15 protein-coding genes are annotated in these 12,904 nt (G+C 41.4%); 2 read left to right on the top strand and 13 right to left on the bottom strand.

Features of this window, described 5'->3' with window-relative positions; genetic code table 11:
* The 10 genes from Q0J48_RS02490 to Q0J48_RS02445 form a co-directional block, all read right to left on the bottom strand.
* A partial coding sequence (locus Q0J48_RS02490; RefSeq protein WP_296241309.1) for an alpha-amylase family glycosyl hydrolase occupies positions 1-1,289 on the bottom strand: 1,289 nt, incomplete at its 3' end.
* Positions 1,289-1,879: a TetR/AcrR family transcriptional regulator gene (locus Q0J48_RS02485; RefSeq protein WP_296241306.1), complete on the bottom strand. Its 591-nt coding sequence runs from the start codon at positions 1,877-1,879 to the stop codon at positions 1,289-1,291. The genes Q0J48_RS02485 and Q0J48_RS02490, both read right to left, overlap by 1 nt.
* A gap of 95 nt (positions 1,880-1,974) precedes the next feature.
* A complete protein-coding gene (gene ybaK, locus Q0J48_RS02480; protein WP_296241304.1) occupies positions 1,975-2,460 on the bottom strand; it encodes a Cys-tRNA(Pro) deacylase in 486 nt (161 codons plus the stop codon).
* 5 nt (positions 2,461-2,465) lie between these two features.
* On the bottom strand, positions 2,466-3,023 hold the full coding sequence (locus Q0J48_RS02475; protein WP_296241302.1) for a YfcE family phosphodiesterase: 558 nt from the start codon (positions 3,021-3,023) through the stop codon (positions 2,466-2,468).
* Complete coding sequence (locus tag Q0J48_RS02470; RefSeq protein ID WP_296241299.1) at positions 3,016-3,564, bottom strand: NAD(P)H-dependent oxidoreductase; 549 nt, start codon at positions 3,562-3,564, stop codon at positions 3,016-3,018. Before Q0J48_RS02470 ends, Q0J48_RS02475 begins: the two co-directional genes overlap by 8 nt.
* On the bottom strand, positions 3,557-4,159 hold the full coding sequence (locus tag Q0J48_RS02465; RefSeq protein ID WP_296241296.1) for a sugar O-acetyltransferase: 603 nt from the start codon (positions 4,157-4,159) through the stop codon (positions 3,557-3,559). Before Q0J48_RS02465 ends, Q0J48_RS02470 begins: the two co-directional genes overlap by 8 nt.
* 40 nt (positions 4,160-4,199) lie before the next feature.
* Positions 4,200-6,827 (bottom strand): pyruvate, phosphate dikinase, encoded by a 2,628-nt coding sequence (gene ppdK, locus Q0J48_RS02460; protein ID WP_296241295.1) that lies wholly within the window; start codon positions 6,825-6,827, stop codon positions 4,200-4,202.
* Between the two features lie 294 nt (positions 6,828-7,121).
* A complete protein-coding gene (locus Q0J48_RS02455) occupies positions 7,122-7,358 on the bottom strand; it encodes a hypothetical protein (RefSeq protein ID WP_205139690.1) in 237 nt (78 codons plus the stop codon).
* Between the two features lie 28 nt (positions 7,359-7,386).
* A complete protein-coding gene (locus tag Q0J48_RS02450; RefSeq protein WP_296241291.1) occupies positions 7,387-7,764 on the bottom strand; it encodes a hypothetical protein in 378 nt (125 codons plus the stop codon).
* A gap of 87 nt (positions 7,765-7,851) precedes the next feature.
* Positions 7,852-8,298 (bottom strand): Spx/MgsR family RNA polymerase-binding regulatory protein, encoded by a 447-nt coding sequence (locus Q0J48_RS02445; protein ID WP_296241288.1) that lies wholly within the window; start codon positions 8,296-8,298, stop codon positions 7,852-7,854.
* A gap of 109 nt (positions 8,299-8,407) precedes the next feature.
* Here Q0J48_RS02445 and trpS point away from each other — a divergent pair, with 109 nt between their 5' ends.
* Positions 8,408-9,391, top strand: a complete 984-nt coding sequence (gene trpS, locus Q0J48_RS02440) for a tryptophan--tRNA ligase (RefSeq protein WP_296241286.1) — start codon at positions 8,408-8,410, stop codon at positions 9,389-9,391.
* 42 nt (positions 9,392-9,433) lie between these two features.
* Here trpS and Q0J48_RS02435 read toward each other — a convergent pair whose 3' ends face one another.
* From Q0J48_RS02435 to mraY, 3 genes are read right to left on the bottom strand one after another with little or no spacing between them, the layout of a single operon-like run.
* A complete protein-coding gene (locus Q0J48_RS02435) occupies positions 9,434-10,258 on the bottom strand; it encodes an undecaprenyl-diphosphate phosphatase (protein WP_296241284.1) in 825 nt (274 codons plus the stop codon).
* A complete protein-coding gene (gene murD, locus Q0J48_RS02430; protein WP_296241311.1) occupies positions 10,255-11,574 on the bottom strand; it encodes a UDP-N-acetylmuramoyl-L-alanine--D-glutamate ligase in 1,320 nt (439 codons plus the stop codon). Before murD ends, Q0J48_RS02435 begins: the two co-directional genes overlap by 4 nt.
* Complete coding sequence (gene mraY, locus Q0J48_RS02425) at positions 11,574-12,554, bottom strand: phospho-N-acetylmuramoyl-pentapeptide-transferase (RefSeq protein WP_296241282.1); 981 nt, start codon at positions 12,552-12,554, stop codon at positions 11,574-11,576. The genes murD and mraY overlap by 1 nt, the downstream gene beginning before the upstream one ends.
* 140 nt (positions 12,555-12,694) lie before the next feature.
* Here mraY and rpmB point away from each other — a divergent pair, with 140 nt between their 5' ends.
* A complete protein-coding gene (gene rpmB / locus Q0J48_RS02420; RefSeq protein ID WP_183373799.1) occupies positions 12,695-12,886 on the top strand; it encodes a 50S ribosomal protein L28 in 192 nt (63 codons plus the stop codon).
* The last annotated feature ends 18 nt before the right edge of the window (positions 12,887-12,904 follow it).

The raw sequence follows: 12,904 nt of genomic DNA, 5'->3' as shown, positions 1-12,904 counted from the left end.
ATCATGGAAGAAACAGGATCCATGGAGATCGAATGATCGATTGAAACAGAAGAATCAGTTAACAGATCGTTAGCCGTTTGGCAAAGATCTACATGGAAAGTAAATGGTTCATGATCGAGGTTGATACAGATCCATAAGGTTTCCTCTTCACTTTTCATCTGATAGATGCATTGTTTGTTGGTCAAGGCAATCTGTTCATAATCACATTCCCATAAAGCGGAATGCTCATGTTTGATCTGGATCAGTTTCTGGATATGATCTGTCAATTCATTCCGCAAAAGATGATCGATGGCCGGCCGGAGTTCTGTATCATTCCAATTCTTCTTTCCCTGGATCCCCCATTCACTGCCATAGTAGATGCAAGGGATCCCCGGCATGCTCATCAACATTGTATAGATCAAAGGAAGATGATCCGGATCTTGAAGACGAGAAGCGATGCGCTCCACATCGTGATTGTCGACAAAAGAAAAGAGCTGTTTTCCACGATATAAGCACCAAGGCTCTTTGCCAAACTGCCGGTGAAAAGAATGGAGAATCTCAAAAAGATTCAAAGAATTAAAGCTCGAATACAACCCTTTATAACATTCATAATTGGTACAAGAATCCAACATTTCATCATTGACCCATTGATTATAGTCTCCATGCAAGGTCTCCCCCAGCAAGAAGAAATCAGGATCCATGATCTTACAATGCGAGCGTAAGATCTTTAGAAAGTCCCGATCCAAACAATACGCGACATCTAAACGCAATCCATCGATATGAAACTGATCTTTCCAGAAATCAACCACGCTCAGCAAATAATCTACAACATCCCTGTTTTGAAGGTTTAATTTGACTAAATTATTATTTCCTTCCCAATTTTGATAACTAAAATGATCATCATAGTTATTATTGTCCCAGAAATTAAGATAAAACCAATCTGCATAGGGTGAATTTTCGCGATGTTCGATGACATCCTGAAACGCAAAAAAGCCACGTCCAACATGATTGAAGACCGCATCCAGAATCACACGGATCCCATTTCGATGAAGTTGGTCAATCACCGAAGTCAGATCTTCATTCGTGCCTAAACGGACGTCCACCTGTTTATAATCGATCGTATCGTATCCATGGGTATGGCTTTGAAATAACGGGTTAAAAAGAACACAGTCGATTCCTAACTGTTTCAGATCTTGCATATAATTTTCAGCCGTCAACAGCCTGTGATGGAGCTGCCCGTCATTTTCAAAGGGACAGTCAAAGGCTCCCAGAGGGTAGATTTGATAAAATACACTTTTATTTGTCCACATTACAGTGATCCTCCTTTTTGTGTACTTTCCTTGATCAAAAGATAACGAAGATAGACCATGGCTTGTTCCTTGGAAATTGTCTTTTTTTCCAAGAAACAATATTCCAAGACCAATAGGATCGTGTTGGAATAAAAAGAAACGGCCAAAGGCAGCGGAACGATTTTGCTTTGGATGTTTAGTAATTCAACAATGCGCAAAACATTGACACTTAAATAACGGGTAAAACTCGCAAAGAGCTCCCCTTCTATCGGATTATTCGCCATGATCTTCGACAAGAGTTTTTCATGTTCCTTAAAACAGTCGTATAACCGGCCGAAGAGTTCAAATGTTTCGTGCGGATGATGCACATCCACCGCATCATCGAGTTGGATCCGGTCTTTGATCAAGCTCCAACAATACTCCAGTAAATCGTATTTATCCTCAAAATAGTTATAAAACGTAGCCCGGGGATAATTGGCGATCTGGCAGATCTGTAATACCGTGATCGATTCAAAAGGTTTTTCTTCCAGTAAAGAAAACATCGTTGTTGAAAAGTCTTTGAGTGTTCGGGCCGCAAAGCGATTGGTCTTTTTTGTATGATCGTATTTCATCTTTATTATCCTTTACACACGTATACACTTTTACATGTGTCTAACATATGTATTATAACACTCTTCCCAATATAAAAAAAGTTCCCGCAGGAACTTTAGTCAAACACTAAGTCATAAGGCGCCACATTAAAAACATCGATCAAGGCTTTCGGATCCATTTCTATCTGTAAACCGATCTTGCCTCCGCTGAAATAAATGTTTTTTTGATTTAGGGCGCTTTGATCAATAAAAGTACGATATTTTTTCTTCATCCCCAATGGTGAACAGCCTCCGCGAATATAGCCAGTCAACGCCTGGATCTCTTTGACGGGAACCATCTCCGTGTTTTTGACTTTCGCTGCTTTCGCACATTTTTTCAGATCCAGCTTGGCATTCACAGGAATCATATACACTAAGATCTCGCGATCATGACTTCTTGTCACCAGAGTCTTAAAAACACAGGCAGGGTCTTCCTGCAGCAGCATAGCTACTTCATGGCCTTCTACTGCTTCTTTTTCGTGATGAGGATATTCATGAACATGATATTCAATTTTTTGAGAATCCAACTGACGCATCGCATTAGTTTTTGGCATCTTTTTCATTCATTTCACTTTCCTTCTAACTTCTTTTGATTCCATCGCTTAAAGAGTTCAAGCTGACGCAAGCCTTCTAATAAGATGGCATCGGAACAGATCGCATCGGTATCGCTTCGATAAAAAGTCGTTTGAATATCATTGAATAAATTGACGATCGCATAAGTTCCAAATTCATAAGATCCGCGATTGACCATCGTACTGCCCGGATTGATGAATGTGATTCCCTGAATTGTTTTGATCGTAGGGACATGGGTATGTCCATGAAAGCACAAGGAACACCCTTCCTTTTGACAAAGTGAGATCAATTCATCATAACCATCGTAAACATTGTACAAATGACCATGGGTGACCAGAATATGTTCGTATTTGACATAGGCAGGGTATGCTTCTTCGTCATGATTTCCACGCACCGCAATATCAAACTGCGACATGATGGGATCATTTTTAGGCAAAGCGGAATCTCCGCAATGAATCATTAAATCAACCGACCGCCGGTATTTTTTGACAAGTCGGGGTAAATGATCCAAAAATCGGTGAGTATCACTGATCAACAGAATTTTCTTATTCAAAATAGGTATCCATTTCTACTTCAGTCTGCTGAAGGATTGCTTCCGGGTCATGATCAAAAAGGTCCAAGTTTTCTGCCATAAATAAAGTGCAATCATCAACGCCAAAAAACATCGAAAAGACCGCTTTGATGTATTCATAACCAAAACGAGGATCAAAGGAGCCACCGGCCGTAGTCACATAAAATACTTTCTTCGCTCGACATAAGCTGTGACATTGACCCATTGCATCGTAAGAAAACGCAACTCCCTGAACGCAGCACATCTCTACAAATGTCTTCAAAAGCGACGGAAATGAAAGATCATAAAAAGGGGCTGCTACCACGACAATATCAGCCGATGCCAAAAGTTGGGCATACTTCGTCGAATACGTCCCGTTCTCGCGCTGATGGAGCTGGTTTTGATCCAAAGAGAGCAGATCATCTTCGTTTTGAAGTTCGAGCTGGGTGAGTTGTCCTTCGATATGATTGAGTAAATATCTAGCCAAGCGAAGGGTCCTGGAACTTTCAGAAATACAGGCATTCACAAATAAAATATTATCCATGGATATACTCCTTATACAGTTGTTGCCAAACTGCTTCTTCTTTTTCATCGATCTCACGAATCACACGGCAAGGATTGCCGGCCGCAAACACGCTTTCTGGAATATCGCGCGTCACTACGCTTCCAGAGCCAATCACACTTCCCTTTTTGATCGTCACGCCCCCATTGATCACAACATTTCCTGCGATCCAGACGGAATCTTCAATCACGATCGGTCGGGCGAGTTCCAGATCTTTGTTTCGGATAGCGGAAGAGAAAGGATGGATCGCGGTATATAAAGAAACATTCGGTCCCATAAAGACATGATCCCCAATCGTCACCGGGGCTTCATCCAAGATCACGATCCCGGTATTTCCTTGAAAGTGCCGCCCAATCGAAATATTTTTCCCGTGATCACAATAAAAAGGCGGAATCAGGGCAAGATCCGGATAAGACTGGCGAAAATAGCCTCGTAACTTCTCTAACGGTTTGGAATCAATCCAATAGTCGCTTTGATTAAATTCTTTCAAAGTTTGACGGATCTTTTTCCATGAATTCTCTTCCAGCAAAAAGGGATTGTAGAGTTTTCCCTGACGCATTTTTTCTATTTCTTTCATAATATTACCTAAAAAGGAGATGACTTGCATCTCCTAAAGTTTATTTTTGTTTGATCGCTGCCTGAGCTGCAGCCAAGCGGGCAATCGGTACACGGAATGGTGAACAAGAAACATAGTTCAAGCCCAGCTTATTGACAAATTCAATGCTGGAAGGATCTCCACCATGTTCTCCACAAATACCTAGCTTGATATTTGGACGAGTCTTGCGTCCCAATTCAGCGGCCAACGCAACCAGCTTACCAACACCTTTTTGATCTAAACGAGCAAATGGATCATTTTCATAGATCTTGGCATCATAGTATTCAGGCAAGAATTTACCGGCATCGTCACGAGAGAATCCGAATGTCAACTGAGTCAAGTCGTTTGTTCCAAATGAGAAGAACTCGGCTTCTTCCGCGATCTCGTCAGCTAATAAAGCAGCACGCGGTACTTCGATCATTGTACCCACATGATACTTCATATCTACACCGGCTTCGGCCAGGATCTTATCGGCCGTTTCAGTCACGATCTTCTTAACATACTTCAATTCTTTGATATCCCCGATCAATGGCAGCATGATCTCTGGTTCGATATTCCAGTCAGGATGTTCTTTATTGACCTTCAAAGCCGCTTTGATGATTGCCGCTGTCTGCATACGACCGATACCCGGATTGGATACATCCAAACGGCTTCCACGGTGTCCCATCATTGGGTTAACTTCATGCAAAGAAGCGATCACTTGTTCCAGATTGGCAACCGGAATATTCATTTCACATGCCAGATCTTTGATGTCTTCCGGATCTGTCGGAACAAATTCATGCAAAGGTGGATCCAAGTAACGGATCGTCACAGGACGACCTTCCATGGCCTCGTAAATACCTTCGAAGTCTTTTTGCTGCATTGGTTCCAGTTTATTTAAAGCAGCTTCCATCTGTTCTTCATCTTTGGCTACGATCATTTCACGGATTGCTTTGATCTTGTCGCCATCGAAGAACATATGTTCTGTACGAACCAAACCAATACCTTCCGCACCAAATCTTACAGCCTGAGCAGCATCACGCGGAGTATCGGCATTGGTACGAATCTTCAATGTACGAGCTTTATCGGCCCATCCCATGAAACGCTCAAAGTTACCGCTGATTTCTGCCGGTACGGTCTTGATTGCTTCTCCATAAACATTTCCGGTAGAACCATCGATTGAGATCCAATCGCCACGATGATAGTCTTTACCGCCAACGGTGAAATAGCCTTCTTCTTCATGCATTTCGATATCGCCGGCTCCACTGACACAGCATGCTCCCATACCACGGGCAACCACCGCTGCGTGACTGGTCATACCACCGCGAACTGTCAAGATACCTTCTGATACAGCCATTCCTTCGATATCTTCTGGACTGGTTTCCAAACGAACAAGAATGACTTTCTTTCCGCTTTCGGCTTCTTCTTTCGCTTCATCTGCCGTGAATACGATCTGTCCTGATCCAGCACCCGGACTGGCCGGCAAAGCAGAAGTAATTGGAGTAGCGGCTTTTAAAGCATCTGGATCAAACATCGGGTGTAGTAAAGCATCCAGCTGTTGCGGTTCTACCATCATCAGTGCTTCTTCTTCCGTTACTAAGCCTTCATCTACCATATCACAAGCGACTTTCAAAGCAGCCTGCGCCGTACGTTTTCCGTTACGTGTCTGCAACATGAATAGTTTACCGCCTTCGATCGTAAACTCCATGTCCTGCATATTCTTATAATGATGTTCCAGCTTAGAGCAGATCTCAACAAACTGATCGTAAGCTGTAGGACTGATTTCTTTTAACTGATCGATCTTTTGTGGCGTACGCACACCAGCAACAACATCTTCCCCCTGGGCATTCATCAAGAACTCACCATAGAGTTTATTTTCACCGGTAGCCGGGTTACGTGTAAAGGCAACACCAGTACCACAATCTTCACCCATGTTTCCGAAGACCATCATCTGTACGTTAACAGCTGTTCCCCATGAACTAGGGATATCGTTCATACGGCGATAATAGATCGCACGTTCATTATTCCATGATTTAAATACGGCCTCGATAGCTTCCATCATCTGTGTTTTTGGATCAGTCGGGAAGTTCTCATGAAGTTCCGACAAATAGAATTCTTTGAAACGTTCTACCAACGTCATCATATCATCTGCAGTTAATTCCAAATCATCTTTGATTCCGCGTTCCGCTTTGATCTCGTCAATGATCTCTTCAAAGCGTTTTTTGCTCAATCCTTTAACTACGTCAGCAAACATCTGGATAAAACGACGATAAGAGTCATAAGCAAAACGCGGGTTGCCGCTCTTTTCGGCAATGGTCTTGGCTACAACATCGTTGATTCCCAAGTTCAAGATTGTATCCATCATTCCTGGCATGCTGGCACGAGCCCCAGAACGCACAGAGACTAACAATGGATTTTGAGCATCTCCAAAACGTTTCCCTGTTTCTTCTTCCAATTTTCCCAAATATTCCATGATTTCAGCTTGGATCTCATCATTGATCTTTTCGCCGTCCTCATAATATTGATTACATGCTTCTGTTGTGATCGTAAATCCATTCGGAACTGGCATCCCTAACTTGCTCATTTCCGCAAGGTTGGCTCCCTTTCCTCCTAGGAGTTCACGCATATTTGCGTCACCTTCTTGAAAAAGGTACACATATTTTTTCGTCATTTAAATCCTCCTTCTTTTACGTCTGTAATGTAAACGTTTTCAACCTCCAATATTATAACACTTTTTCTTTCATTGGCATAGAAAAGACACAAAAAAATCCATGCCCATAAAAACGAGAGATTACTTTTTGTAAACATCCAAAAACATTTACACATCGAAATAAATGATATTCACGTTAAATTTGTTTCTTTATCTTAGTTTGCACGAAAAAAAAGCGGTCAACCATAAAGAACAACCTCTTGTTAAATTTAGGATTTATCGTTTTATTCAATTTGTTGATAAATGGGTAACTGCTTATCCTATAAAAACTTTATAAATCACAACAAAATAAACAAAAACTGCGGTTAAACAAGTAAGAACAAAACCACTTCTGTCTCTGTTGTTTTTATATTCTACACTTCTTAATAGCAAAAGAGTGGCAAGTGATGTAAACATAATAGGATTTGTTATGTCAAATGAAAGAACTTTTGTTAATCCTAATACAGCAAAAAGTATTGTTATTATGGATAATACGATTTTTGAAATTTTCATAACCCACCTCCACAACTTCCTATTTACCTTATCTCTCATCTTCATCAAAGGCTTGTTCTATGTCGCCGTCCTCATCTATAAACACAATATCTCCCACTTTAAACAATTCTGTTTCCATCGTTGCTGCAGATATGGAAACCGTTTGTTCATTTCCTTGATGATCTACAAGTGTAATACCGTATTCATTAGAACCCTCATTTTTTTCTATTACTTTTATTTTATATCCTTTTTCAGCGACTTGCTTATTAACAATTTTATCCTTATTTGCTCCAATGACAAGACCCATCAGCATTCCAAAACAAAGCCCCATTGGTATTCCTAATCTCTCAATTGCAGAGCCCATAGCTACACCAATGCTCATTCCTATTGCCATACCTGTTCCCGCATTTTTTGTTGTTTGTTTCATTTATATTTCTCCAAATTCCAATTTATAGATAGTATACCTTTCTCCTTCATTAATTACAGTATACAAAAAAAACGACACAAGGTCGTTTTAAGCCGGGATTTCCGATTCCGGAAGACGAATACTTCCGCAGACCGTATAGTTAGGACAAGACGGATTGCAGGAGTTTTCGACGATTGGTCGCAGTTTAGCAGGCATCATCGCAGTGATCTCATCATCGTCATAGCCAACGACAAGACTTCGCTTTGACAACATGATCGGGCGTTTTAAGATGGATGGATTCTTTTGGATCAAGGTCACCAGTTCATTCATGCTCAAGTCGTTGATGTCTTCTTTTAACGATTGAAAAGCCTTGGAACGAACAGAGATGATATCCTCTGTTCCATTTTCACAGCGAGAAAGAATATATTTGATCTCTTCTTCATTCAACAAAGTGGTAAAAATATTTTTTTCGACAAATTCAATTTGGTTGTCTTTAAGCCATTGTTTTGCTTTGCGGCAGCTGGCACAACCAGGCGAAGTGTAAATGATCACCATAGTCATCCCTCCGTTTCCGTATCCCTATTATAACACTATGCTTTGAAAATACCATTGGTTTTCCCCGTTATTTGATGTAAAATAAAAGCCGTACTCTGGAGGGTTATTTATGGAAAGAATGTTAAGCGGGATCAAGCCGACCGGACGCTTGACCCTGGGAAATTATATCGGAGCAATTTCGCAGTTCGTCCAATTTCAGGATGAATACGAACTCTATATCTTTATCGCCAATCAACATGCGATCACGATTCCAATCGAGGCAAAAGAGCTAAGAAAGAACACAAAAGATCTGATTGCTTTATATCTTGCCAGCGGTCTGGATCCGGAAAAAGTCACGATCTTTCTTCAAAGCGATGTCGCCGCTCATGCGAAATTAGGATGGGTCATGACCTGCATGAGTTACATGGGTGAACTTCAGCGCATGACACAGTACAAAGACAAGGTTGCCAAACAGGAAACCGGGATCACTGCTGGACTGTTTACCTACCCTTGCCTGATGGCCGCAGATATCTTACTGTATGATCCGAAATATGTTCCGGTAGGCATCGATCAAAAACAGCACGTGGAACTCGCACGGAACTTGGCAGAACGTTTCAACAACCGCTATTCGGATACCTTCACCATTCCGGAACCAAAAATGACAACCGTTGGTCAAAAAATCTATTCTTTACAAGATCCAACGAAAAAAATGTCAAAATCAGAAACGAATCCAAAAGGAACGATTGATCTTTTGGATGATCCTCATCTGGCCCGCAAAAAAATCTTGTCAGCCGTTACTGATTCTCTGGGAATCATTCAATACGATCCTGAAAATCAGCCGGGTCTTGCCAACTTGTTGACAATCCAATCGGTTTTATCGAAAGAACCGATTGAAAGTATTGTTGCTCGTTACCAAGGAAAAGGATATGGAGAACTCAAACAAGAAATTGGTCAAACCGTCTTTGATTTCTTGACCGATCTGCAAGCCCGTTATCAAGAAGTCCTCGACAAAAAGATCGTGGATGAGGTCTTGGCACAAGGTGCTCAAAAAGCCAGCCGGATCGCTGATAAAAAAATCCAAAAAGTCTATCGAAAAATCGGCTTCAACATCTAAAAAGAGTTGTGTAGAAAATCATCAATCTACACAACTCTCTTTTTATAATATATAGAAGAATAAAATCACTAAGATCCCTAGGGCGATACGATACCAGCCAAAGATCGTGAAATCATGTTTCTTGACATAGCTCAATAAACCGCGAATCGCAAACAAAGAGACGACAAAACTAATAAAAGTTCCCAACAGCAAAATGATCAACTGGCTAAATGAGAAAAAGCCCGTCTCCATAAAATATTTGACAACTTTTAAACCGCTGGCTCCCAACATGACAGGAATCGCGATAAAGAACGAAAACTCACTGGCTACCGTTCTTGAGCATCCGGAATAAAGACCTCCCAAGATCGTAGATCCAGAGCGCGAAGTCCCCGGGATCAGAGCCAAACATTGAAAGCATCCAATCTGGAAGCTTGTTTTATAATCCAGCTGATCCAAATTGACGATCGTAGGCCTTTTTGGATGTTTTTCTACAATGATGTAGATCACCCCGTAAGCAATCAAGGCAATCGCGATGATAAAATAAGCACTTAAGTAATCTTCGATGATGTTATCGAACAAAAGACCCAAGATCCCGGCCGGGATTACACCAACGATCACTTTTTTCCAAAGATTGAAAGTTTGTCTTCTTTTTGCCGGCGATTTTTTCTTGCTCCAAGGATTCAAACGGTGATAATACAGGACCAGTACCGCAAGAATACTGCCAAACTGGATCACCACTTTGAAAACCTCAAAGAAAGCATCCGGTTCCAAAGGCATGATGCTGTCTAGTAAGATCAAATGGCCGGTAGAACTAATAGGAAGCCATTCGGTGATTCCTTGGACGATGCCAAACAAGATCGATTTCAATAGATCGAACAAAAAACTCATTTCGTTTCTCCTCCTAATTTTTGCACTAGGTCTTTGAAGATCTCTCCTCGAACTTCAAAATTTTTGAATTGGTCAAAACTTGAACAAGCAGGACTCAACAAGATCACATCCCCTGGATTGGCACAGGCGAATGCCTGTTTTAATGCATTCTCCATGGTCTGACAGGATGTCTGATGCGTAAAGATCGATTGAAAGGCATCTTGCGTCTGTCCAAACGAGAAACAGTGTTTGATTTTGGAATCAAACTGTTTGAGATCATCAAAAGAAATGTGTTTATCTTTTCCGCCGCACAATAAGATCACGTCTTTGTCAAAAGCGCTCAAGGCTGCACACGCAGCATGGGTATTGGTTGCCTTTGAGTCGTTATAGATTCGAACGCCGCGAATCGTAGCCACATATTCGATTCGATGCTCTACTCCGTGAAAAGATGCGATCACGCGCTGAATAGCCTCTAAAGAGATTCCCATACGATAAGCCATACAAGCTGCCATCATCGCATTGCCCACATTGAAATCGCCAACGATCTTTAAATCCGACAGTTTAAACAAGATCTGGTCGTGAAGATAAGCATACGTATCATCTTTATATAGATCCACATCTTTGCGGATCAGCGAAAAATCAATGACCTTGCAAGGAATGTTCTGAGCAAAATGAACGATGTTAGGATCATCGACATTGCGAATAAACCAAGCCTGCGGATCACAGTTTTCATAGATCTTCATTTTTGATGCATAATAAGATTCTAAAGAATCCATATAATCTAAATGATCCGGCGCCAGATTCGTAACTGTAGAAACCGTCGGTGCAAAGGTATCAATCCCCAAAAGCTGGAAATTGCTGAGTTCTAAGGCTACTGCATACTCTTGTTCTTTAGCCGTTAAAGCACATTCACTCAGCGGCGTACCGATATTTCCAGCAACTAAAGCCGGCTTTTCACTTTTAAGCATCTCATAAAGCAAGGTCGTGACGGTCGTCTTTCCATCAGTTCCTGTCACAGCCGCATAAGAGAAGTCTTTACGAGCCCGATAAGCAATTTCGATCTCCGTGTAGATGGGAACTTTTTTCTCAACAAAATAAGCAACAAAAGGAGCCGTATAAGGAATTCCCGGATTTTTGACCAAAAAAGCATATTCTTTTTCTTTTAAAAACTCCGGATGTCCTTTGTCATAAACTTCGATTCCTAAAGATTCCAGATCACCTTTCTGTGGAATCTCTTTTTGATCCGTCAACAAGACGTGATACCCCATTTTCACCAACAGACGGCTGACAGCCACCCCTGAGCGAGCCGCTCCGATCACTAAAACATTTTCCATGATCAATGCACTCCCATCCATAGTCCAATCAGCGCAAACACGATGCCGGCCAGCCAGAACCGGTGCACGACTTGGGTCTCGCTCCAGCCGGACAATTCAAAGTGATGATGTAAGGGCGACATCTTGAAGATTCGTTTTTTGGTCCGTTTATAATACGTCACCTGGATCACAACACTTAATACTTCCATGACAAAGACAAAACCGATCAAGATCAATAAGATTTCTTGTTTTAAGATCATGGCCACACCAGCCAATAAGCCTCCTAAAGCTAATGATCCGGTATCCCCCATAAAGATCTTGGCAGGATGTTTATTAAAATACAGATACCCGAATAAAGCCCCCATCACCAGAACCAGGAAGAAAACCAGATTCTGCAGACCGGCAAGCCAGGAAAAAATTCCAAAAGGAATCAAGGCGATGATCATTTGCCCTGCACATAACCCATCTAAACCGTCGGTCAGATTGACGGCATTGGTTTCAGCCGTAAACATAAAAAAGATCAAAAAGAAATACAAGAAGCCGATATCAAAGGAGACATTCAATAACGGAATCCATAATGTTGTTTCATGATGCGATACATACATCAGATAAAAGACGATGGCTAATACACTCTGCATCAAAAATTTCATGCTTGGTTTCAGCCCTGTATTATCCTTTTTGACAACAATGATATAGTCATCGACAAAGCCAATCAGGCCATAGCCGACGAAAGCCAATAAAACAATCAGCATATCCATATCAAAGGATACGATCGAAAACAAGCTGGCCAGTCCATATAAAAGAACCGGAACAACAATAAATGCGATTCCGCCCATAGTGGGGGTGCCGTTTTTTACTTTATGACTCTCCAAGCCTTCTTCGCGTTCAGTCTGACCAAACTTGATCTTATGCAGATACCGAATAAATCCCGGCATCAAGATCAGCATGAGGATCAAAGCGCAAAGAAAGCCGAAGACATAGATCCAAATCTCTGAAAAATCCATAATGATCTCTCCATTCTGCAGTCCATTATAGCATGCCCTTCCTTTCAAAAACAATGAAATTTCCTCTTGAAAAAGGGTGTTGGGAATGTTATCATAAATAAGCAATTTCGCAAAAGGAAAGGAAAAAGGAGGACAACGACATGTCAAAAGTATGTGCAGTATCCGGTAGAGGTCCTTTAACTGGAAATAAACGTTCTCACTCTATGCGTGCAACTCGTCGTAAATGGAATGTCAACCTGCAGAAGGTTCGCATTGAAATCGACGGAAAACCTCAGACAGTTCGTGTGAGTGCGCGTGCATTAAGAACACTAAAAAAACAAGGCGCTATCTAATAGCGAAAGGACAATACA

The organism is uncultured Faecalicoccus sp., from assembly GCF_944325745.1.
In the GTDB taxonomy this organism is placed as follows: Bacteria; Bacillota_I; Bacilli_A; order Erysipelotrichales; family Erysipelotrichaceae; genus Faecalicoccus.
Note: the sequence above shows the minus strand (reverse complement) of the source record. Positions and strands in the feature narration are given on the sequence as shown.

Coding starts and splice junctions, on each gene's coding strand:
- Q0J48_RS02485 (WP_296241306.1), bottom strand. CDS start 1,879: ATGAAATACGATCATACAAAAAAGACCAATCGCTTTGCGGCCCGAACA.
- ybaK (WP_296241304.1), bottom strand. CDS start 2,460: ATGAAAAAGATGCCAAAAACTAATGCGATGCGTCAGTTGGATTCTCAA.
- Q0J48_RS02470 (WP_296241299.1), bottom strand. CDS start 3,564: ATGGATAATATTTTATTTGTGAATGCCTGTATTTCTGAAAGTTCCAGG.
- Q0J48_RS02465 (WP_296241296.1), bottom strand. CDS start 4,159: ATGAAAGAAATAGAAAAAATGCGTCAGGGAAAACTCTACAATCCCTTT.
- ppdK (WP_296241295.1), bottom strand. CDS start 6,827: ATGACGAAAAAATATGTGTACCTTTTTCAAGAAGGTGACGCAAATATG.
- Q0J48_RS02455 (WP_205139690.1), bottom strand. CDS start 7,358: ATGAAAATTTCAAAAATCGTATTATCCATAATAACAATACTTTTTGCT.
- Q0J48_RS02450 (WP_296241291.1), bottom strand. CDS start 7,764: ATGAAACAAACAACAAAAAATGCGGGAACAGGTATGGCAATAGGAATG.
- Q0J48_RS02445 (WP_296241288.1), bottom strand. CDS start 8,298: ATGGTGATCATTTACACTTCGCCTGGTTGTGCCAGCTGCCGCAAAGCA.
- trpS (WP_296241286.1), top strand. CDS start 8,408: ATGGAAAGAATGTTAAGCGGGATCAAGCCGACCGGACGCTTGACCCTG.
- Q0J48_RS02435 (WP_296241284.1), bottom strand. CDS start 10,258: ATGAGTTTTTTGTTCGATCTATTGAAATCGATCTTGTTTGGCATCGTC.
- mraY (WP_296241282.1), bottom strand. CDS start 12,554: ATGGATTTTTCAGAGATTTGGATCTATGTCTTCGGCTTTCTTTGCGCT.
- rpmB (WP_183373799.1), top strand. CDS start 12,695: ATGTCAAAAGTATGTGCAGTATCCGGTAGAGGTCCTTTAACTGGAAAT.